The sequence below is a fragment of the Streptomyces sp. IMTB 2501 genome (genome assembly GCF_001953885.1).
GTDB lineage: Bacteria > Actinomycetota > Actinomycetes > Streptomycetales > Streptomycetaceae > Streptomyces.
Genome location: NZ_MQUS01000017.1, coordinates 1 through 19,177, shown reverse-complemented (window position 1 = coordinate 19,177; position 19,177 = coordinate 1). Strand labels below are relative to the sequence as shown.

Sequence of the window (19,177 nt, the reverse complement as noted above, 5' to 3'; positions counted from 1 at the left end):
GCCTCGAACATCACGTCGTGGGCCGCTGCGCACTGGCTGCCTTCGATCCACAGACGGGCCGCCCCTCGCCCGGCGCCCCACGTCGCCGCCGCCCTCCGCGCGACCGGCACCCGCATCCAGGACGGCGTCTGGCGGTCCAGACCCCAGGCCCTCCCGTTCGGATCAGCCGAGCAGTGTCAGCCCCTCGGGTACGGCGATGCCGAACTCCTCCGCCGCGACGCGCCGCGCCTCCGCCTCGTTCGTCACCCTGCGCTCGGCCACCGTGCCGTCGGCGCGGGTCTCGGTCAACAGGCTGCCGTCCAGGGACAGATGACGCTCGGCTGCGGTGCGCTGCAGAAAGGCGCGCCGGCTGAACGGGGAGCGCGGGTTGGTGCTGACGTACCAGTTGAACACCTCGAAGTCCCGGGCGGTGAACGGCTCCAGCGTGAAGGCGTACTGCCCGGCCCACTCCCCCTTCTGCCGGTCGTAGGCCTGCAACTCCCACAGCTCCAGCGGGCCCTGGTGCGGCAGCGGCATCAGCCGGTGCCGGCGTCCGCCGCCCTCGGACTCGACGCCGGTCACCAGCGGCACCGGCGCCAGCAGCGCCCCGATCGAGCCGAAGCCGACGTCCGCGAGATACGGCTCCGGCTCGCCCGGCACCGTGACCCGCAGCATCGCATGGGTCCGCGGCCGGCTCTGAGGGGTCGCCGCGCCCAGCACCACCCGCCCGGCCAGCGGCGTCACCGGGAACCCCAGGGCCTCCAGGGCCAGCCGGAGCAGGGTGTTGTGCTCGTAGCAGTAACCGCCGCGCCCGCCGTGGACCATCTTGGCCAGCAGATCCGCCGGGGCGAGCGAGGGAGCCCGTGCGGACAGGGCGTCCAGGTTCTCGAAGGGCACGGACAGCGCGTGCGCCAGATGGACACCCCGCAGCGTCGCCAGCTCGGCACGCCGGCCGCCCTGCCATCCGATGCGGTCCAGATAGGCGTCGAGGTCGGACTGCTCGAAGTCGGGCATACATCGAACCTACGCCCCCGCCGCGGCCCTCGGACCGATCCGTGCTACTCCGGTGGCCCCACGACCTCCACCCGCACCGCGCACGACTTGAACTCCGGCATGCGGGACGTCGGGTCGAGGGCCGGGTTGGTGAGGGTGTTGGCGCGGCCCTCGCCCGGCCAGTGGAACGGCATGAAGACCGTGTCCGGGCGGATGGCGGAGGTGATCCGGGCGGGCGCGGTGGCCCGGCCCCGGCGGGATGTCACGGTCACCGGGGCGCCCTCGGCCGCGCCGATACGGGCCGCGAGGCGCGGATGCAGCTCCACGAACGGGCCGGGCGCGGCCGCGTTCAGTTCGGCGACCCGGCGCGTCTGCGCCCCCGACTGGTACTGCGCCACGACCCGCCCGGTGGTCAGCAGCAGCGGATAGTCGGCGTCCGGCTCCTCCGCCGTCGCCCGATGGGTCACGGCGGCGAAACGGGCCCGGCCGTCGGGCGTCGCGAAGCCGTCCAGGAAGAGCCGGGGCGTTCCCGGGTGGGCCACCTCGTCCGTGCTCTCCGGGCACGGCCAGAACACCCCGGTCTCCTCCGCCAGCCGCCGGTAGGTGATCCCGGAGTAGTCCGCGGGGCCGCCCGCGCTCGCCCGGCGCAGCTCCTCGAAGACCTCCTCGGGGTCGGTCGGGAAGCCCTTCTCGACGCCGAGGCGGGCGGACAGCTCGTGCAGGACGTACAGGTCGCTGCGGACCCCGGGCGGCGGGGCGACCGCCCGGCGGCGCAGCAGGACCCTGCCCTCCAGGCTCGTCGTCGTGCCGGTCTCCTCCGCCCACTGGGTGACCGGCAGCACGACGTCCGCCAGCTCCGCCGTCTCCGAGAGGACGACGTCGGCCACCGCCAGGAAGTCCAGCGCGCGCAGCCGCTCCTCCACATGGGCCGCGCGCGGCGCCGACACCACCGGGTTGGAGCCCATCAGCAGCAGCGCCCGGATGTCCGTCCCCAGGGCGTCGAGAAGCTCGTACGCGCTGCGGCCGGGGCCGGGGAGCGCATCCGGGTCCACCCCCCACACCCCGGCCACGTGCGCCCGCGCCTCCGGGTCGTCCAGCTTGCGGTAGCCGGGCAACTGGTCGGCCTTCTGGCCGTGTTCGCGGCCGCCCTGCCCGTTGCCCTGCCCGGTCAGACAGCCGTAGCCGGACCGCGGCCGGCCCGCCCGGCCGGTCGCCAGGCACAGGTTGATCCACGCGCCCACCGTGTCCGTGCCCTTGGACTGCTGCTCCGGGCCGCGCGCGGTGAGCACCATCGCCGACTCGGGCGCACAGAACAGCCGTACCGCCTCCCGGAGCTGGGGAACGGACACCCCCGTGATCCGCTCCACCTGCTCCGGCCAGTGCGCCATCGCCGCCGCCCGGGTCTCCTCCCAGCCCGTCGTCCGTTCCCGTATGAACTCCTCGTCCGTCCGCCCCTCGGCCACCACCAGGTGCAACAGCCCCAGGGCGAGCGCGAGATCGGTGCCGGGACGCGGTGCCAGATGCAGGTCCGCCTGCTCGGCCGTCCTCGTCCGGCGCGGGTCCACGACGATCAACGTGCCGCCGTTCTCCCGCAGTTCGCTGAAGAACCGCAGGGACGGCGGCATGGTCTCGGCGAGATTGGAGCCGACGAGGATCACACACCCCGTCCGCGGGATGTCCTCCAGCGGGAACGGCAGCCCCCGGTCCAGACCGAACGCCCGCGTCCCGGCCGCCGCGGCCGACGACATGCAGAAACGGCCGTTGTAGTCGATCTGCGAGGTGCCCAGCACCACGCGTGCGAACTTGCCGAGCGCGTACGCCTTCTCGTTGGTGAGCCCGCCCCCGCCGAACACGCCCAGAGCGTCGGCGCCGTACGCCTCCCGCGTACTCCCCAGCCGCTCGGCGATCAGGTCCAGCGCCGCCGCCCAGCTCGACTCGACCAGCCGGCCAGCGGACCGCACCAGCGGCGAGGTCAGCCGCACCGCCGGTGACAGCACCGCGGCCGCCGTCCGCCCCTTGCCGCACAGCGCACCCCGGTTCACCGGAAAGTCCGGCCGCTCGGCGACCTCGACGCCCCCCGCCGCCAGGGGCGTGAGGTTCATTCCGCACTGCAGGGCGCAGTACGGGCAGTGGGTGGGCGTCGAGGCGATCGTGTCCATACCGCCAGCGTGCGTCGACCGTGTTACGACCCTGGGGCACTCCCGGTTACACGCCCGACACGGCGACCTCCCCGCGCCGCCCCGCCCGCCGTGAGGGGATGCGCCGGGTGGCGGCGGTCACCGCCCGGCGGCCAGCGCCCGCGCCACTCCCGGCTCCTTCGGCCCGAGGAACGTCGGATCCGGACGGAACACCGCGTCCAGTACCGCCTTGCCCGCCGCGAACACCTCGCGCGTCCCGCCGTAGTACCAGGTCACATCGTGTTTCGCGTCGACCCCGACCCCGTACGAGTCCACCCCCGCCGCCCGGCACAGCGCCACCGCCCGCCGGATGTGGAAACCCTGGCTGACCAGCACGGCCCGGTCGACGCCGAAGATCTTCCTGGCCCGCACACAGGAGTCCCAGGTGTCGAACCCGGCGTAGTCGCTGACGATCCGCTTCTGCGGCACCCCGTGCTTCTTCAGATAGGCGCGCATGGCATCGGGCTCGTCGTAGTCCTTGCGGCTGTTGTCCCCGGTGACCAGGACGACCTCGACCCGACCCGCCCGGTACAGCTTCGCCGCCGCGTCCAGCCGGTTCGCGAGATACGGCGACGGCTCCCCGTTCCACAGCCCGGCCCCGAACACCACGGCGACCCGAGCCCGCGGCGCGTCCGCCGTCGTCCGCAGCCGGTCCGCCGTGGACACGTACAGCCAGGTCACCGGCAGCAGCGCCAGCACACACCCGGCCATCACGGCCTGCACCAGCCGCCGCTGCCCCCGACGGGTGCGCGGCAGCCGCGGACGACGGATCTTCATACGGTCCCCCCGGAACACGGTCCCCCGGAATCGGCTGTCGACCCTCAAGGACGTCCTCGACGCCGCTCCGGTTCGCCTCACATCGTCCGTGTGTACGACGTGAACCCGTGGAAAACGCTCGTGACGGCCCGGCAACGGCCATGCAACGTGGCCCCGGCAGGATCCTTCCATGACGGCGTCGCATCCTTCCCGCCCCGAGTCCCTCGTCCCCCTCGACAGTACGGCGCACCTCATGAACAGCATCGGCAACGAGCTGGCCGGGCAGCTGCGGCTCGTCTCCCCGCTCGGCGGCCGCCGCCCGGCCCAGCCCGCCCTCGTCCTGGTCGCCCACGGCAGCCGCGACCCCCGCGCGCTGCAGACCGTACGGACGCTGCGGGACCGCATAGGCGAGCTGCGCCCCGGCCTCTCCGTGCACCTGGGCCACATCGAACTGAACGCGCCCCTGCTCCCGGACACCCTCGCCGCCCTCGGCGACACCCCCGCCGTCCTGGTCCCGCTGCTCCTCTCCCGCGGCTACCACGTCAAGCAGGACATCCCGGAGATGGCGGCCACGACGACGGCCCGCACCCACGTGGCCGCCCCCCTCGGCCCTCACCCGCTCCTGGTCGAGACCCTCTACGACCGCCTGCGGGAGGCCGGCTGGCCCACGGCCATGGACGCGGCCACCCGCCGGGCGAGCGCGGTCGTCCTGGCCGCGGCCGGCTCCCGCGACCCCGACTCCGCCGCTGACACCTGCCGTACCGCCCGCTCCCTCGCGGACCGCCTGGGAGTCCCGGTCGTCCCGGCCTACGCCTCGGCGGCGACTCCCACCGTCCCGGCAGCCGTACGGGCTCTGACGGCACGCGGCCGACACCGCGTCGCGATCGCCTCGTACTTCACGGCCCCGGGCCGCTTCGCCACACAGTGCGCGAAAGCAGCACCATGGATCGCCTCGGCTCCCTTGGGCGCCCACCCGGCGATGGCCCGCTTGATCCTGCAGCGTTACGAGGAGAGCGTGACAGCACGGCGGGCCGAAGCTGCCTGAAGGGGCACGGGGCCGTATCGATGTGCGGCTCCGCCGCGATGGGGGTCCCCCCGGGTTCGAGCGAAGCCGAGAACTTGGGGGAGCGAGAAACCACGCACAACCGGTAGCCGCGAGGTCACAGAACTCGGCAGATCAGTGGGCTTACTGTCGAGTCATGGAAGGCACCGCACTCAGCTACAGCCCGGCCGCACTCGAACGCTACGCCCCAGAACCGGACAAACGCCCCGGCCGCACCGCCTTCCAACGCGACCGCGCCCGCATCCTCCACTCGGCCGCCCTCAGGAGGCTCGCCGGCAAGACGCAGGTCGTCACGCCGGGCGAGCGTAGCGCCAGTGTGTGGGACGCCAGCCCCCGCACACGCCTCACGCACTCCCTCGAATGCGCCCAGGTCGGCCGGGAGCTGGGCGCGGCCCTGGGCTGTGACCCCGATCTGGTGGAAGCCGCCTGTCTCGCCCACGACCTCGGTCACCCCCCTTTCGGCCACAACGGCGAACAGGCCCTGAACGCCTTCGCCGACGACTGCGGCGGCTTCGAGGGCAACGCCCAGTCCCTCAGACTCCTCACCCGTATCGAGCCCAAACGGTTCACCCCGGAGGGCTCCGTCGGCCTCAACCTCACCCGCGCCGCCCTCGACGCCGCCACCAAGTACCCCTGGCCGCGCGGCGCCCACCCCACCGACCCCGCCTCGCGCAAGTTCGGTGTCTACGCGGACGACCGCCCGGTGTTCGACTGGGTCAGAGCGCACGCCCCCGGCACCCGCACCTGTTTCGAGGCCCAGGTGATGGACTGGTCGGACGACGTGGCGTACTCGGTGCACGACGTCGAGGACGGCCTGCACGCCGGGCACATCGACCCCAACTGCCTGCACGCCGAGCCCGAGCGGCAGGAGGTGTTCCGGGTCGCCATCGGCCGGTATGTCCCCGCCGGCACCGACCCGGCCGAACTCTCCGCCGCCCTCGACCGGCTCCAGGACGAGGAGTGGTGGCCGCACGGCTACGACGGCACCGCGGTCGCCCAGGCCCGCCTGAAGGACGCCACCAGCCAGCTCATCGGCCGGTTCTGCCTGGCCGCCGAGGGCGCCACACGCGCCGCGTACGGCAGCGGCCGGCTCACCCGCTACGGCGCCGAACTCGTCGTACCCCGCGAGGCGCGCATGGAGTGCGCGGTGCTGAAGGCGGTCGCGGACCGGTATGTGATGCAGCGCGCCGAGCAGGAACGGCTGCGCGCGGACCAGCGGGTGATCGTGGCGGAGCTGGCCGAGGCGCTGACCGCTCGCGCGCCGGACGGCCTCGACCCGCAGTTTCGGGCACTGTTCTACGGGGCAGGCGACGACCACACGCGCAAGCGGGTGATCGTCGACCAGATCGCCTCCCTCACCGACGCCTCGGCGCGCTCGCTCCACGCGAGACTCACGGGGCATATGTGAGAGGAAAGTGACCGGCCGTGGCCTGATCGGGTCACTCCCTCTTCCCGCAGCACGGCGCGTGCGGGACGCTCGCATATGGCGGCACCCTTACGAGGAGGCATCAAGTGGTCGACGCGGATCAGACATTCGTCATCGTCGGGGGCGGTCTCGCCGGTGCGAAGGCGGCCGAGACGCTCCGCAAGGAGGGCTTCACCGGCCGGGTGATACTGATCAGTGACGAGCGCGACCACCCCTATGAGCGCCCGCCGCTGTCCAAGGGCTATCTGCTCGGCAAGGAGGAGCGCGACAGCGTCTTCGTGCACGAGCCGGCCTGGTACGCACAGAACGACATCGAGCTGCACCTCGGCCAGCCCGCCGTCGCGGTCAACCGCGCCGACAAGACCGTCCGCCTCGGTGACGGCACCGTCATCCGCTACGACAAGCTGCTCCTCGCCACCGGTGCCGAACCCCGTCGCCTCGACATCCCCGGCACCGGCCTGGCAGGTGTGCACCATCTGCGCCGGCTCGCGCACGCCGAGCGGCTCAAGGGCGTGCTGGCCTCCCTCGGCCGGGACAACGGGCATCTGGTGATCGCGGGTGCCGGCTGGATCGGCCTGGAGGTCGCGGCGGCGGCCCGCGAGTACGGCGCGGAGGTCACGGTGATCGAGCCGTCGCCGACCCCGCTGCACCATGTGCTCGGCCCCGAGCTGGGCGGCATCTTCGCCGAACTGCACCGCGAGCACGGCGTCCGCTTCCAGTTCGGGCGGCGGCTCACCGAGATCGTCGGGCAGGACGGCATGGTCCTCGCGGTCCGCACGGACGACGGCGAGGAGCACCCGGCGCACGACGTCCTCGCGGCGATCGGCGCGGCACCCCGCACGGCCCTGGCCGAGGCCGCGGGGCTGGCGATCGTCGACCGGGCGGACGGGGGCGGTGTCGTGGTGGACGAGCAACTGCGCACGTCCGATCCCGACATCTACGCGGCCGGTGACGTCGCCGCGTTCCCGCTGCCGCTCTTCGGCACCCAGGTCCGCGTCGAACACTGGGCGAACGCCCTGAACGGCGGCCCGGCCGCCGCACGGTCGATGCTGGGCCAGGAGATCGCCTACGACCGCGTGCCCTATTTCTTCACCGACCAGTACGACCTGGGGATGGAGTACAGCGGCTGGGCGCCGCCGGGGTCGTACGACCAGGTGGTGGTCCGCGGCGACGCCGGCAAGCGGGAGTTCATCGCGTTCTGGGTGGCGGAGGGACGCGTGCTGGCCGGGATGAACGTGAACGTGTGGGATGTCACAGACCGGATCCAGCAGCTGATCCGTTCCCAGGCCCAGGTGAACACGGAGGCCCTGGCCGACCCGCACGTCCCGCTGGACAGCCTCACCTCCTGAGAGCCGGGTGTGTCGGTGCTGCCCCGTAGAATCACCTCGTGGCAGGACGGATCAACGACGAGGACGTGAAGGCGGTTCGGGACGCGGTCCCGATCGACGCCGTGGTCTCCGAGTACCTCCAGCTGCGCAACGCGGGCGGCGGCAATCTCAAGGGCCTGTGCCCCTTCCACGACGAGAAATCGCCGTCCTTCCAGGTCAGCCCGAGCAAGGGACTCTTCCACTGCTTCGGCTGCCAGGAGGGCGGCGACACCATCACCTTCGTGATGAAGGTGGACCACCTCTCCTTCTCGGAGGCGGTCGAGCGCCTCGCCGCCCAGGCCGGCATCACGCTGCGCTACGAGGAGGGCGGGTACAACCCGGCGCATCAGCGCGGCGAGCGCATCCGCCTGGTCGAGGCGCACAAGATCGCCGCGCAGTGGTACGCCGAGCAGCTCGCCACCAGCCCCGAGGCCGAGACCGGCCGGATCTTCCTCGCCGAGCGCGGCTTCGACCAGGGCGCCGCCGTTCACTTCGGCGTCGGCTACAGCCCGCAGGGCTGGGACCATCTCACCCGCTATCTGCGCGGCAAGGGCTTCACCGACAAGGAACTGCTCCTCTCCGGCCTCTCCCAGGAGGGCCGCCGCGGCCCCATCGACCGCTTCCGCGGCCGCCTGATGTGGCCGATCCGGGACATCGGCGGCGAGGTCGTCGGCTTCGGCGCCCGCAAGCTGTACGAGGCGGACAACGGCCCGAAGTACCTGAACACGCCCGAGACGGCGATCTACAAGAAGTCGCAGGTCCTGTACGGCATCGACCTGGCGAAGAAGGACATCGCCAAGGCCAGCCGGGCGGTGGTGGTCGAGGGCTACACGGACGTCATGGCCTGCCATCTGGCCGGGGTGACGACGGCCATCGCGACCTGCGGTACGGCCTTCGGCGGCGACCACATCAAGATCCTGCGCCGTCTGCTGATGGACAACGGCTCGGCCCGCGTGATCTTCACCTTCGACGGCGACGCGGCCGGGCAGAAGGCCGCCCTGCGCGCCTTCGAGGACGACCAGAAGTTCGCCGCCGAGACCTATATCGCGATCGCGCCGGACGGCATGGACCCGTGCGAACTGCGCCTTGCGAAGGGCGACGAGGCGGTGGCGGACCTGGCCGAACCCCGCACCCCGCTCTTCGAGTTCGCACTCCGCCAGATCGTGAGCCGCTACGACCTGGACACCCCGGCGGGCCGGGCGGGCGCCCTGGACGAGGCCGCGCCGATCGTCGCCCGCATCAAGAACAGCGGCGCCCAGCACGAGGTCGCCGTCGAACTGGCCGGCATGCTCGGCATCCTCGACACCCAGTTCGTGGTCCGCCGCGTGGCCCAGCTGGCCCGCTGGGCGAGGGACCGCGGCGGAAAGGCCCCGCAGGACCGCCCGCGCGGCGCGGAGCAGCAGTGGGCGGCGCCGGCCGCCCGCCCAGGCTCCTCCGGCCCGGCCCTGACCCTGCGCAACCCCGTCTACGCCGCCGAACGCGAACTGCTCAAACTCGCCCTCCAGCGCCCCGAGCTGGTCTCCCCGGCCTTCGACGCGTACGGAGTGGACGAGTTCACCGCGCCCCCGTACGCCGCCGTCCGCACGGCGGTCGCGGAGGCGGGCGGTGCCGAGTACGGCGTTCCGGACTCGCAGGAGTATCTGGTCCGGGTCCGCGAGGCCGCGCCCGACGACACCGTCCGCGCGATGGTCACCGAACTGGCCGTCGAGCCGATCCTGCGGCGCACGGTGGACGAGACCTATGCCGGCACGGTCCTGGTCCAGATCCGCCGCCGCGCCGTGGAACGCCGCATCCACGACATCCAGTCCCAGCTGACCCGCCTCGCCACCGGCGGCGACCCCGCCCAACTGTCCGCCGTCCAGAACGAGATGTGGGTTCTGCAGCAGTACGACCAGGCGTTGCGGGAGCGGGGCGCGGAGGCGCTGTGAAGGAGGCTAGCCCTCTTCTCGGGGCTGCTCGGGCGGGGTGATTCCGAGGTGGTCGATGATCGCTCCGACTTGCGTGGTGAGCGATCCGACCTGCTCCATCATCGCCACCTGACCGGACACGAGGGCGCCAAGCAGCTTGCCGTGCTCCTCCAGCGTCTTGGTGTGCTCAAGCTGTGTCTGCCGCAGCGCCTGCATGAGCTGCATGTCGGCACGCCGCTGTTCCTGAAGCGCGGCCACGTCCCGGTCGGAGTTCACAGCGAGGTGCCTGGTGGCGGCCTGCTGTTCCGCGACCTCGTCCACCCGCGCCTCCAGCGCCTCCAGACGCCGCCGCAGCTCTTCCAACTCGCTCATGCCTTTCATCCTGCCCCAAGTCGGCGCGGACCAGTGCCCGCAGTTGCCAATCGCATAGTCCAACGAACTGAGTAACCGACCGGTCACGGATCGGATGCAAAAAGTCACCGCAAGCCCCTCGTGGCGGGGATGTGTCGTACTCCACACTGGGTGCGGTGCCCGAGTCCGCGGAGCGCAGGCCGTCGACTCTCCACTCCCGAAACCGCTGCCGCACACCTTCAGCAGTGATCATCCTGGAGGTCGCCCCCGTGCAGACCCAGACCCTCACCCAGACCGACAGCGCCGCCGGTGCCACCAGCGCCGCCGGCGCCACCGCGGACGAGCCGGACGCGGAGACGGAAGTCCTCGTGGCCGTGCCCCCGCAGGGCCCCGCCGCCCGACACCCGGAGACGGTGCCCGCCGAGCCGGCGGAACCGCCCGCGGAAGCACTCACGGACGAGCCCGAGGAAGCCGACGAACCACTGGAGGCCGCCGAGCCCGTCGAGACACCGGTCCCGGCCCGGGCCGACACCGGCGGCCCCTCCGCCGACCTGTTCCGCCAGTACCTGCGCGAGATCGGCCGTATCCCGCTGCTCACGGCCGCCGAGGAGGTCGAACTCGCCCGCCGGGTCGAGGCCGGCCTGTTCGCAGAGGAGAAGCTGATCAACACCCCGGACCTGGACAGCCAGTTGGCGCTCGATCTGGACCGGCTCGTCGTCATGGGGCGGATGGCCAAGCGGCGGCTCATCGAGGCCAATCTGCGGCTCGTCGTGTCCGTCGCCAAACGGTACGTCGGCCGCGGCCTCACCATGCTCGACCTGGTCCAGGAGGGCAACCTCGGGCTGATCCGGGCGGTCGAGAAGTTCGACTACGCCCGCGGCTACAAGTTCTCGACGTACGCCACCTGGTGGATCCGCCAGGCCATGTCCCGGGCCCTGGCCGACCAGGCCCGCACCATCCGCGTCCCGGTCCATGTGGTCGAGCTGATCAACCGGGTCGTACGGGTGCAGCGGCGCATGCTCCAGGAGCGGGGGTACGAGCCGACGCCCGACGAGGTCGCCGACCACCTCGACCTGGCGCCCGAGCGGGTCTCGGAGGTGCTGCGGCTGGCCCAGGAACCCGTCTCGCTGCACGCCCCGGTCGGCGAGGAGGACGACGTGGCCCTCGGCGACCTGATCGAGGACGGCGACGCGGCGAGCCCCGTCGAGTCCGCCGCGTTCCTCCTGCTCCGGGAGCACCTGGAGGCCGTCCTGTCCACGCTGGGTGAACGGGAACGCAAGGTCGTCCAGCTTCGCTACGGCCTCATCGACGGCCGCCCCCGCACCCTGGAGGAGATAGGCCGTCTCTTCGGCGTGACCCGGGAACGGATACGCCAGATCGAGTCGAAGACCCTCAACAAGCTCCGTGACCACGCCTTCGCGGACCAGCTGAGGGGCTACCTGGACTGAGGAGAAGGGGGCCGCCCGCCGGCGGCCCCCATGCGCCTAGTCCACCTCGGCCACAGCCTGCGCGAACTGGGCCTTGTAGAGCCGCGCGTACGCACCGTCCGCGGCCAACAGCTCCGCGTGCGCGCCCTGTTCCACGATCGATCCGTTCTCCATCACGAGAATCGTGTCCGCGTCCCGGATCGTCGACAGCCGGTGCGCGATCACGAACGACGTCCGTCCCGCCGCCAGCTTGGCCATCGCCTTCTGGATCAGCACCTCGGTGCGGGTGTCGACCGAACTCGTCGCCTCGTCCAGCACCAGGATCGTCGGGTCGGACAGGAACGCCCGCGCGATGGTGATGAGCTGCTTCTCACCCGCGCTGACTCCCGTGCCCTCGTCGTCGATCACGGTGTCGTACCCGTCGGGCAGGGTGCGGATGAACCGGTCCGCGTGGGCCGCGCGCGCGGCCTCCTCGATCTCGCCCCGGGTCACCTCCCGCGACGCCCCGTACGCGATGTTCTCCGCGATCGTGCCGCCGAACAGCCAGGTGTCCTGCAGCACCATGCCGATCCCGGACCGGAGTTCGTCCCGGGACATCCTGCGGACGTCCACGCCGTCGAGGGTGATCCGGCCGCCCGACACGTCGTAGAACCGCATCAGCAGGTTGACCAGCGTGGTCTTGCCCGCGCCGGTCGGGCCGACGATCGCCACCGTGTGGCCGGGCTCCACCGTGAGCGAGAGGTCCTCGATCAGCGGCTTCTCGGGGTCGTACCGGAAGGACACACGCTCCAGGCCCACCCGCCCGCGCAGCTCGGCCGGCCGCTCGCCCGGCACCGGATCCGCCTCCTGCTCCTCCGCGTCCAGGAGTTCGAAGATCCGCTCGGCCGAGGCGACACCGGACTGCACCAGGTTCGCCATCGACGCGACCTGCGTCAGCGGCATCGAGAACTGCCGCGAGTACTGGATGAAGGCCTGCACGTCACCGATGGAGAGCGAACCGGAGGCGACGCGCAGACCGCCGACGACCGCGACCAGGACGTAGTTGAGGTTCGACACGAACATCATCAGCGGCTGCATGACACCGCTGTTGAACTGCGCCTTGAACCCGGCCTCGTAGAGCGCCTCGTTCTGCTCGGCGAACTGCTTCGCCGACTCCTCCTGCCGGCCGAACACCTTCACCAGGGTGTGCCCGGTGTACATCTCCTCGACGTGCGCGTTCAGCTTGCCGGTGGAGCGCCACTGCTGCACGAAGTGCGGCTGCGACCGCTTGCCGACCCGCGTGGCCACGACGAACGACAGCGGCACGGTGACCAGCGCGACCAGCGCCAGGATCCAGGAGACGTAGAACATCATCACGAGCACACCGATGATGGTCAGCAGCGAGTTGATCAGCTGGCCCATCGACTGCTGGAGCGTCTGCCCGATGTTGTCGATGTCGTTGGTCGCGCGGGAGAGCACCTCGCCGCGCTGGCGCTTGTCGAAGTACGACAGCGGCAGCCGCGACAGCTTCGCCTGCACGGACCCGCGCATCCGGAACATCGTGCGGTTCACGGCCCGGTTGACCAGCCTGGTGGCCACCGCCATCAGCAGGCCGGCGACCAGGAACGTACAGAGCGCGAGCAGCAGGACGTTCCCGACGGCACCGAAGTCGATGCCCTTGCCGGGCGTGAAGTCGGTGCTCTGCAGCATGTCCGCGACGGAGCCCCGGCCATGGGCCCGCATCTGGTCGAGGACCTGCTGCTTGGTGGCCCCGGCCGGCATCTGCCGGCCGATGATCCCGGCGAAGACCAGGTCGGTGGCCTTGCCGAGGATCTTCGGGCCGATCACGCTCAGGGTCACGCTGACGACCACACAGAGCAACAGGCCGTAGATCGTGAGCCGTTCGGGTCTGAACTGGGCGACGAGCCGTTTGCCCGACCCCTTGAAGTCCATCGAGCGCTGGTCGGGGCCGCCCCCGGCCATCATGCGTCCCATGGGCCCGGCCATCAGGCAGCCTCCGCTTCCGTCAGCTGGGAGAGCACGATCTCCCGGTAGGTCTCGTTGTCCGCCATCAGCTCCCGGTGCCGGCCGGAGCCGACGACCCGGCCCTCGTCCAGCACGATGATCCGGTCGGCCTCCCGGATCGTCGCCACGCGCTGGGCGACGATGACGACGGTCGCCTCGGCGGTCTCCCGGCCGAGCGCCGCGCGCAGCGCCGCGTCGGTGGCGTAGTCGAGCGCGGAGAAGGAGTCGTCGAACAGGTAGATCTCCGGGCGCTGCACCAGGGTGCGGGCGATGGCCAGGCGCTGGCGCTGGCCGCCGGAGACGTTCGTACCGCCCTGCGCGATCGGCGCGTCCAGGCCGCCCTCCAGCCTGCTCACGAAGTCCTTGGCCTGCGCCACCTCCAGCGCGTGCCACAGCTCCTCGTCGGTGGCGTCCGGGTTGCCGTAGCGCAGGTTGGTGGCGACGGTGCCCGCGAAGAGATACGGCTTCTGCGGCACCAGCCCGACCGTCTTCGCCAGCAGCTTCGGGTCGACGTCCTGGACGTCCACGCCGTCGACGAGGACCTCGCCCTCGGTGGCGTCGAACAGCCGCGGGACCAGCCCGAGCAGCGTCGACTTGCCGCTGCCGGTGGAGCCGATCACGGCGGTCGTCTCACCCGGCCGGGCCACCAGGTCGACGGCCTTCAGCACCGGCTCCTCGGCACCCGGGTAGCGGAAGCCGGCGCCCCGGATCTCCAGATGACCGTGCCGGCGCAGCTCGACGACCGGCGCCGCCGGCGGCACCACGCTGGAATCGGTCCCGAGGACCTCCTCGATGCGCTCGGCACACACCTCCGCGCGCGGCACCATCATGAACATGAAGGTGGCCATCATCACGGACATGACGATCTGCATCAGATAGGCGAGGAACGCGGTCAGGTCGCCGATCGCCATCCCGCCGCTGTCGATGCGGTGCGCGCCGAACCACACCACCGCGATCGACGACAGGTTCACCACCGTCATGACGATCGGGAACATCAGCGCGAGCATCCGGCCGGTGGCCAGCTGCATCTCGGTCAGATCGGCGTTGGCCTTCCCGAACCGGCCCTGCTCGTACTCGTCGCGGACGAAGGCGCGGATCACCCGGTTGCCGCTGATCTGCTCGCGCAGCACCCGGTTCACGGTGTCGAGGCGCACCTGCATCGACCGGAACAGCGGCCGCAGCTGCCGCACGATCAGCGTCACGGAGATGCCGAGCACCGGCACCACCGCGACCAGCACCCCGGACAGCGGCACGTCCAGGCCGAGCGCCATCACGATGCCGCCCACGCACATGATGGGCGCCGACACCATCAGCGTGAACGTCATCAGGGCCAGCATCTGGACCTGCTGTACGTCGTTCGTCGTACGCGTGATGAGTGAGGGCGCCCCGAAGTGACCCACCTCACGCGAGGAGAAGGACTGCACCCGGTCGAAGACGGCTGCGCGCAGGTCCCGGCCGAGCGCGGAGGCGGTCCGCGCGCCGTAGTACACGGCGCCGATGTTGCACACGACCTGCGCCAGCGAGATGCCGATCATCAGGGCGCCGAAGGACAGGATGTAACCCGTGTCACCCTTCACGACACCGTTGTCGATGATGTGCGCGTTCAGGGTGGGCAGGTAGAGGGTGGCGCAGGTCTGCAGAAACTGCAGCAGCACCAGCAAGGCTATGGGTTTCTTGTAGGGACTGAGATAGCTACGCAGAAGTCGTATGAGCACGCTACGTCTCTCGGGTTCGGCGACAGGGGCTGGTCGGTGTGCCCTTGGCCCCTATCGTCGGACACTCCACCCGCGTTACCTCAACTGAATTAACCCGACGGCCCGGCGCCCACGGCCCCAGTGGCTGCGGGTCACACGCGGAACGCTCCCGGATGGGTCTGCTCCCGCACCGCCGCGAACTGCTGCCGCACCGCCTGACCCACGGCCAGCTCGTCGCCCGGCTCCAGCACCTGAGCCGCGGCTCCCTGCCAGGCCGGCGGGGTACGCGGATCGAGCGTGCCCTGCTTCACCCCCAGCGCCCAGGCCGCCTGCCGGGCCGCACCGATCGCCGCGTAGTCCGCGGGCTGCGGTACGACGACCTGCGCACCGAACAGCGAGGGCGCCGCGGCCTGCACGGCCGGCAGCTCGGCGGCCGGGCCCAGCAGGAAGATCCGCCGCACGTCCACGCCCCGCCCGCGCAGCACGTCCAGCGCGTCACCGAGCCCGCACAGCATGCCCTCGAACGCGGCCCGCGCCAGATGCTCGGGCTTCATCGACTCCCGCCGGAGCCCGGCGAGCGTCCCCGCGGTGTGCGGCAGATTCGGCGTCCGCTCACCCTCCAGATAGGGGAGCAGGACGAGGCCATGAGCGCCCGGCGTGGACTTCATCGCCAGCTCGGACAGGCTCTCCAGATCCGGCAGCCCGAGCAGTTCGGCGGTACCGCGCAGGGTGCGTACGGCGTTCAGGGTGGTGACGACCGGCAGGTGCATTCCGGTGGCGTCGGCGAGGGAGGTGATCATCCCGGACTGGTCGGCGAGCGCCTCGGGATGGACGGCCATCACGGACCCGGAGGCCCCGAGGGAGACGACGGCGTCCCCCAGCCCGATCCCGAGCCCGAACGCGGCCGCCATGGTCTCCCCGGTGCCCGCGGAGATCAGCAGCCCCTCCGGGGTCGTACCGGCCGCGTCCGACGGGCCGATCACCTCCGGCAGCATCGCCTGATGGCCGAGCGCCAGCTCGACCAGGTCGGGCCGGTAGGCACCGGTGGCGGCCGACCAGTACCCGGTTCCGGAGGCACCCCCGCGATCAGTGGTCCTGCGCACCGGCCGCCCGAGCAGCTGCCAGACCAGCCAGTCGTGCGCCTGCAGCAGTACGGCCGTCCGGCGGGCGTTCTCGGGCTCGTTCTTGGCGAGCCAGCGCAGCTTGGTGACGAGCTGGGCGGCCTGCGGCACACTGCCGACCGCCTGCGCCCAGGCCTCCCGGCCGCCGAGCGCGTCCACGAGATCCGCCGCCGCGACCTGCGCCCGCTTGTCGCCGCCGACCAGCGCCGGGCGGACGGTGTTGCCCTGGGCGTCCAGCGGGATCAGCGCGTTCTGCTGGGCCGACACGCCGATGGCCTGCACGCCCTCCAGCAGGCCGCCGCCCGCCGCCTCGCCGAGGGAGAGCAGCCAGGCCTGGGGGTCTATGTCGCTCGGGCGGGCGCCGTCCGGCGTCTCGACCGGGTGCGGTGCGTACCCCTGCCGTAGTACGGCACCGGTGTCTGCGTCGCAGACCACGATGCGTGTGAAGTCCGGTGAGCTGTCCAGCCCGGCGACTATCCCCATACGGAGAATTTTGCCGCATCGCCGCGCCGGCTTCGGCCACGAGCGCCTACTCGTCGTGGGGGGCCTGTGCGATCGTGCCGGTGCGGGGCCGTTGTGGCTTGTCGCGCCGCCCCCGCGTCCCTGGGCAGAAACAGCCCCCTAGGTGTTGCTGGTGCCCCAGTCGTCCTCAGGGGTGCCGTTCAGATTTCGCTCCCGCAGGGATCGCACCCGCTGGGCCACGGTCTCGGGGACCCGGTCTCCGACCCCGTGGCTGACCGTGTGGAAGGCCTTGCCTGCGTACTGGCGGCCCTGCTGGGCGGCGCTCTCGGCCGTGTTGCGGACGGCCGGGTTCTGCGCGATCCGCCGGGCGGCCTTCTTCATCTGCTCGTAGCGCTCGCGTCCGGCCCTCGTGCCGAGCACGTAACCGAGGGCCAGTCCGGCGACGAACGTGAGCCGGTAGCGCATGGCTGCCACCCTTCCCTTGCCTTGGTCTGCGGTGCGGCGTGGGCGCCGTGGGTACCGATTGGCGGAGCACCCCCCTGCTTGCGCTAATGTATGTGTCGCAGCGAGCGCCCGCCCCCTGGCGAATACCCAGGTAGGTACGTTCGATGCAATCGAGGCGATCCTCCGTAGCTCAATTGGCAGAGCAGCCGGCTGTTAACCGGCAGGTTACTGGTTCGAGTCCAGTCGGGGGAGCTTCGGTCCTCCGTAGCTCAATTGGCAGAGCAGCCGGCTGTTAACCGGCAGGTTACTGGTTCGAGTCCAGTCGGGGGAGCGCAGTGAACGAGGACCCCTTGGGGGTCCTTTTTCATGCCCGCGGGAACCGCTGTGCCTGCGCCGTAGTCCTCAAGGTCATGAGCAGCGCGGATGCCGACCATCCGAAGCAGGAGATCGTATGAGCGGCTATGCTGCGGCAGACGGCGCGCACACATGTACGCGACACGCCGCTATGGGGCGGTAGCTCAGCCGGTTAGAGCAGCGGACTCATAATCCGTCGGCCGTGGGTTCGAGTCCCACCCGCCCCACCAGGCGTCGCAGGTGCAGAAGCGTTTCTACCTGTGGCAACGTGGAAGGAGGGCCGCCACGCCGAGCGTGGTGGCTCTCCTTCACTCGTTCAGATCAAGATCCAGTGGACGCGTAGTGGACGCGGGGACCGTTCAGTGGACCGAAGTGCTCTCACGCGTCTTTCGTCGCCTGCTTGGCCCCCGGCGGGCGGTCCGGATCGCTGCGGGCGGCAAGCCGGTCGGTAGCGACCAGGCGTCCAGGGCTGGCGACTTGGATCGGGCGATCGTGAAGCGGGTGAGTGAGAACGAGGTCCGCTGCTCCTCCGGGTAGCGGTCGTTGAAGTTCTCGACCCGGACCAGCTCCAGATCGTTCGCGGCGCAGTGGTCGCGTACCCACTTCACAGCCGCGTTGGCGGCATCGTCCTGGCCCCGGCCAGCCATAGTGATCATGCCGAGGAGATCGGCATCTGGATGAGGCTGCGCTCCGACGGCCCAGGTATCGGCCGACTGCCGCGCGCCGTGGGCGAAGAAGACGGCAACGTCGCCTTGCCAGGCTTCCGCGGGGATCTCCATGGGGGTGCTTACGGTGAAGGGGATTTCGCGGGGGACGACGGCCATCACGGACTCGGCTTCGGCCCGCATCATCTCGGGCAGCACGCTGGTGTACGTGTCGGAGGTGATCTGGCGTGAGGAGTGCCCCAGCTTCTCCTGGACCACCTTGATGTCGGTCCCGGCGAGCAGGGACAGGGTGGCAGCGAGGTGGCGCAGGTCGTGGAGGCGGACTGGCGGTAGCCCGGACAGCTCCACGAGACGGGAGAAGCGTCGTGATATCCAGTCGGGATGGAGCGCCTCACCGTTCTCGTGCGTCCACACGCGGCCGGTCTCGTCGTAGGCGTCCTTCCACTCCTGGCGCTTCTGTTCTTGCTTCGTACGGAAGTTGACCAGGTTGTCGCCGGACTCCAGGCTCAGTGGCAGGGTGCGCACGCTGTCGGCCTTCGGCGTCTCGCCGTACAGATGCGGGGGTGGTTCCTCGGAGACTAGCGTCGCGGGAGCCATCCTCGGCGGAATCCTGCTCGGCGAACAGCCCGACACCGGCCCGCCTGCAAGCTTCGGCGACCCGACACGCGTGGGCGTCGCACCTTCGCCCGAGACCTCATTTATATGATGAGACGTTGACGTGGGCGTGGAGGGGGTCCGCTCAAGAGGCGGACAGGAACCGGGGGGATGGTCAGAGCGTGATCAAGCCGGAGGAGATTCTGCAGTTCACCGGTGATCTGGAGCAGTTGGAGAAGGATTACGGTGCGCTGAAGAAGGATGCCGGTCAGATCCGTTCCACGGGTGCGGATGTGCATTCCCAGTTCCAGGGGCTGTCGGCGTATTACCACGCGCCGGAGGCGGAGAAGTTGTTCGGGTCGACGAAGCCGGTGTCGGACCGTGCGGACTCCT

Annotated in this window: 14 protein-coding genes, 3 tRNA genes and 1 pseudogene; 9 read left to right on the top strand and 9 right to left on the bottom strand. The window is 70.9% G+C overall.

What is annotated here, in order from left to right; genetic code table 11:
* Positions 1 to 162: 162 nt before the first annotated feature.
* The 3 genes from AV521_RS26995 to AV521_RS26985 all read right to left on the bottom strand — a co-directional run bounded on the left by AV521_RS26995 (position 163) and on the right by AV521_RS26985 (position 3,926).
* Positions 163 to 993, bottom strand: coding sequence for an arylamine N-acetyltransferase (locus AV521_RS26995; RefSeq protein ID WP_076091588.1), 831 nt, complete (start codon positions 991 to 993; stop codon positions 163 to 165).
* Between the two features lie 44 nt (positions 994 to 1,037).
* Complete coding sequence (locus AV521_RS26990) at positions 1,038 to 3,131, bottom strand: molybdopterin oxidoreductase family protein (RefSeq protein ID WP_076091586.1); 2,094 nt, start codon at positions 3,129 to 3,131, stop codon at positions 1,038 to 1,040.
* Positions 3,132 to 3,248: 117 nt separating this feature from the next.
* Positions 3,249 to 3,926, bottom strand: a complete 678-nt coding sequence (locus tag AV521_RS26985) for a vancomycin high temperature exclusion protein (RefSeq protein ID WP_076091584.1) — start codon at positions 3,924 to 3,926, stop codon at positions 3,249 to 3,251.
* A gap of 169 nt (positions 3,927 to 4,095) precedes the next feature.
* On the opposite strand from AV521_RS26985, the gene AV521_RS26980 reads away from it, so the two are divergent.
* The 4 genes from AV521_RS26980 (at position 4,096) to dnaG (ending at position 9,689) form a co-directional block, all read left to right on the top strand.
* Positions 4,096 to 4,950, top strand: coding sequence for a sirohydrochlorin chelatase (locus tag AV521_RS26980; RefSeq protein WP_076091582.1), 855 nt, complete (start codon positions 4,096 to 4,098; stop codon positions 4,948 to 4,950).
* 154 nt (positions 4,951 to 5,104) lie between these two features.
* Positions 5,105 to 6,376: a deoxyguanosinetriphosphate triphosphohydrolase gene (locus tag AV521_RS26975; protein ID WP_076091580.1), complete on the top strand. Its 1,272-nt coding sequence runs from the start codon at positions 5,105 to 5,107 to the stop codon at positions 6,374 to 6,376.
* Between the two features lie 104 nt (positions 6,377 to 6,480).
* A complete protein-coding gene (locus AV521_RS26970) occupies positions 6,481 to 7,743 on the top strand; it encodes an NAD(P)/FAD-dependent oxidoreductase (protein ID WP_076091578.1) in 1,263 nt (420 codons plus the stop codon).
* Between the two features lie 38 nt (positions 7,744 to 7,781).
* Complete coding sequence (dnaG, locus tag AV521_RS26965) at positions 7,782 to 9,689, top strand: DNA primase (RefSeq protein ID WP_076091576.1); 1,908 nt, start codon at positions 7,782 to 7,784, stop codon at positions 9,687 to 9,689.
* Positions 9,690 to 9,695: 6 nt separating this feature from the next.
* Here dnaG and AV521_RS26960 read toward each other — a convergent pair whose 3' ends face one another.
* A complete protein-coding gene (locus AV521_RS26960; protein WP_076091574.1) occupies positions 9,696 to 10,040 on the bottom strand; it encodes a hypothetical protein in 345 nt (114 codons plus the stop codon).
* 205 nt (positions 10,041 to 10,245) lie between these two features.
* Between AV521_RS26960 and AV521_RS26955 the strand changes: the two are divergent.
* Positions 10,246 to 11,467, top strand: a pseudogene (locus AV521_RS26955) (RNA polymerase sigma factor).
* Between the two features lie 36 nt (positions 11,468 to 11,503).
* Here AV521_RS26955 and AV521_RS26950 read toward each other — a convergent pair.
* From AV521_RS26950 to AV521_RS26935, 4 genes are all read right to left on the bottom strand, one after another.
* Entirely contained in the window at positions 11,504 to 13,432 is a 1,929-nt protein-coding gene (locus AV521_RS26950; RefSeq protein ID WP_076091572.1) for an ABC transporter ATP-binding protein, read from the bottom strand.
* Entirely contained in the window at positions 13,432 to 15,165 is a 1,734-nt protein-coding gene (locus AV521_RS26945; RefSeq protein ID WP_076091570.1) for an ABC transporter ATP-binding protein, read from the bottom strand. The genes AV521_RS26950 and AV521_RS26945 overlap by 1 nt, the downstream gene beginning before the upstream one ends.
* Before the next feature lie 131 nt (positions 15,166 to 15,296).
* Positions 15,297 to 16,748 (bottom strand): FGGY family carbohydrate kinase, encoded by a 1,452-nt coding sequence (locus AV521_RS26940; protein ID WP_076091568.1) that lies wholly within the window; start codon positions 16,746 to 16,748, stop codon positions 15,297 to 15,299.
* 138 nt (positions 16,749 to 16,886) lie between these two features.
* Positions 16,887 to 17,192: a hypothetical protein gene (locus AV521_RS26935; protein WP_076091566.1), complete on the bottom strand. Its 306-nt coding sequence runs from the start codon at positions 17,190 to 17,192 to the stop codon at positions 16,887 to 16,889.
* Between the two features lie 158 nt (positions 17,193 to 17,350).
* Between AV521_RS26935 and AV521_RS26930 the strand changes: the two genes are divergently transcribed.
* From AV521_RS26930 to AV521_RS26920, 3 genes are all read left to right on the top strand, one after another.
* Positions 17,351 to 17,423 (top strand) — tRNA-Asn (locus AV521_RS26930).
* A gap of 6 nt (positions 17,424 to 17,429) precedes the next feature.
* Positions 17,430 to 17,502 (top strand) — tRNA-Asn (locus AV521_RS26925).
* Between the two features lie 176 nt (positions 17,503 to 17,678).
* Positions 17,679 to 17,755, top strand: a tRNA-Ile gene (locus AV521_RS26920).
* A 129-nt stretch (positions 17,756 to 17,884) separates the two neighbouring features.
* On the opposite strand, the gene AV521_RS26915 is transcribed toward AV521_RS26920, so the two are convergent.
* Positions 17,885 to 18,787, bottom strand: a complete 903-nt coding sequence (locus AV521_RS26915) for a site-specific integrase (RefSeq protein ID WP_076091564.1) — start codon at positions 18,785 to 18,787, stop codon at positions 17,885 to 17,887.
* A gap of 179 nt (positions 18,788 to 18,966) precedes the next feature.
* On the opposite strand from AV521_RS26915, the gene AV521_RS26910 reads away from it, so the two are divergent.
* Positions 18,967 to 19,177 (top strand): hypothetical protein (locus AV521_RS26910; protein WP_143658652.1); only part of this gene is annotated, 211 nt, incomplete at its 3' end.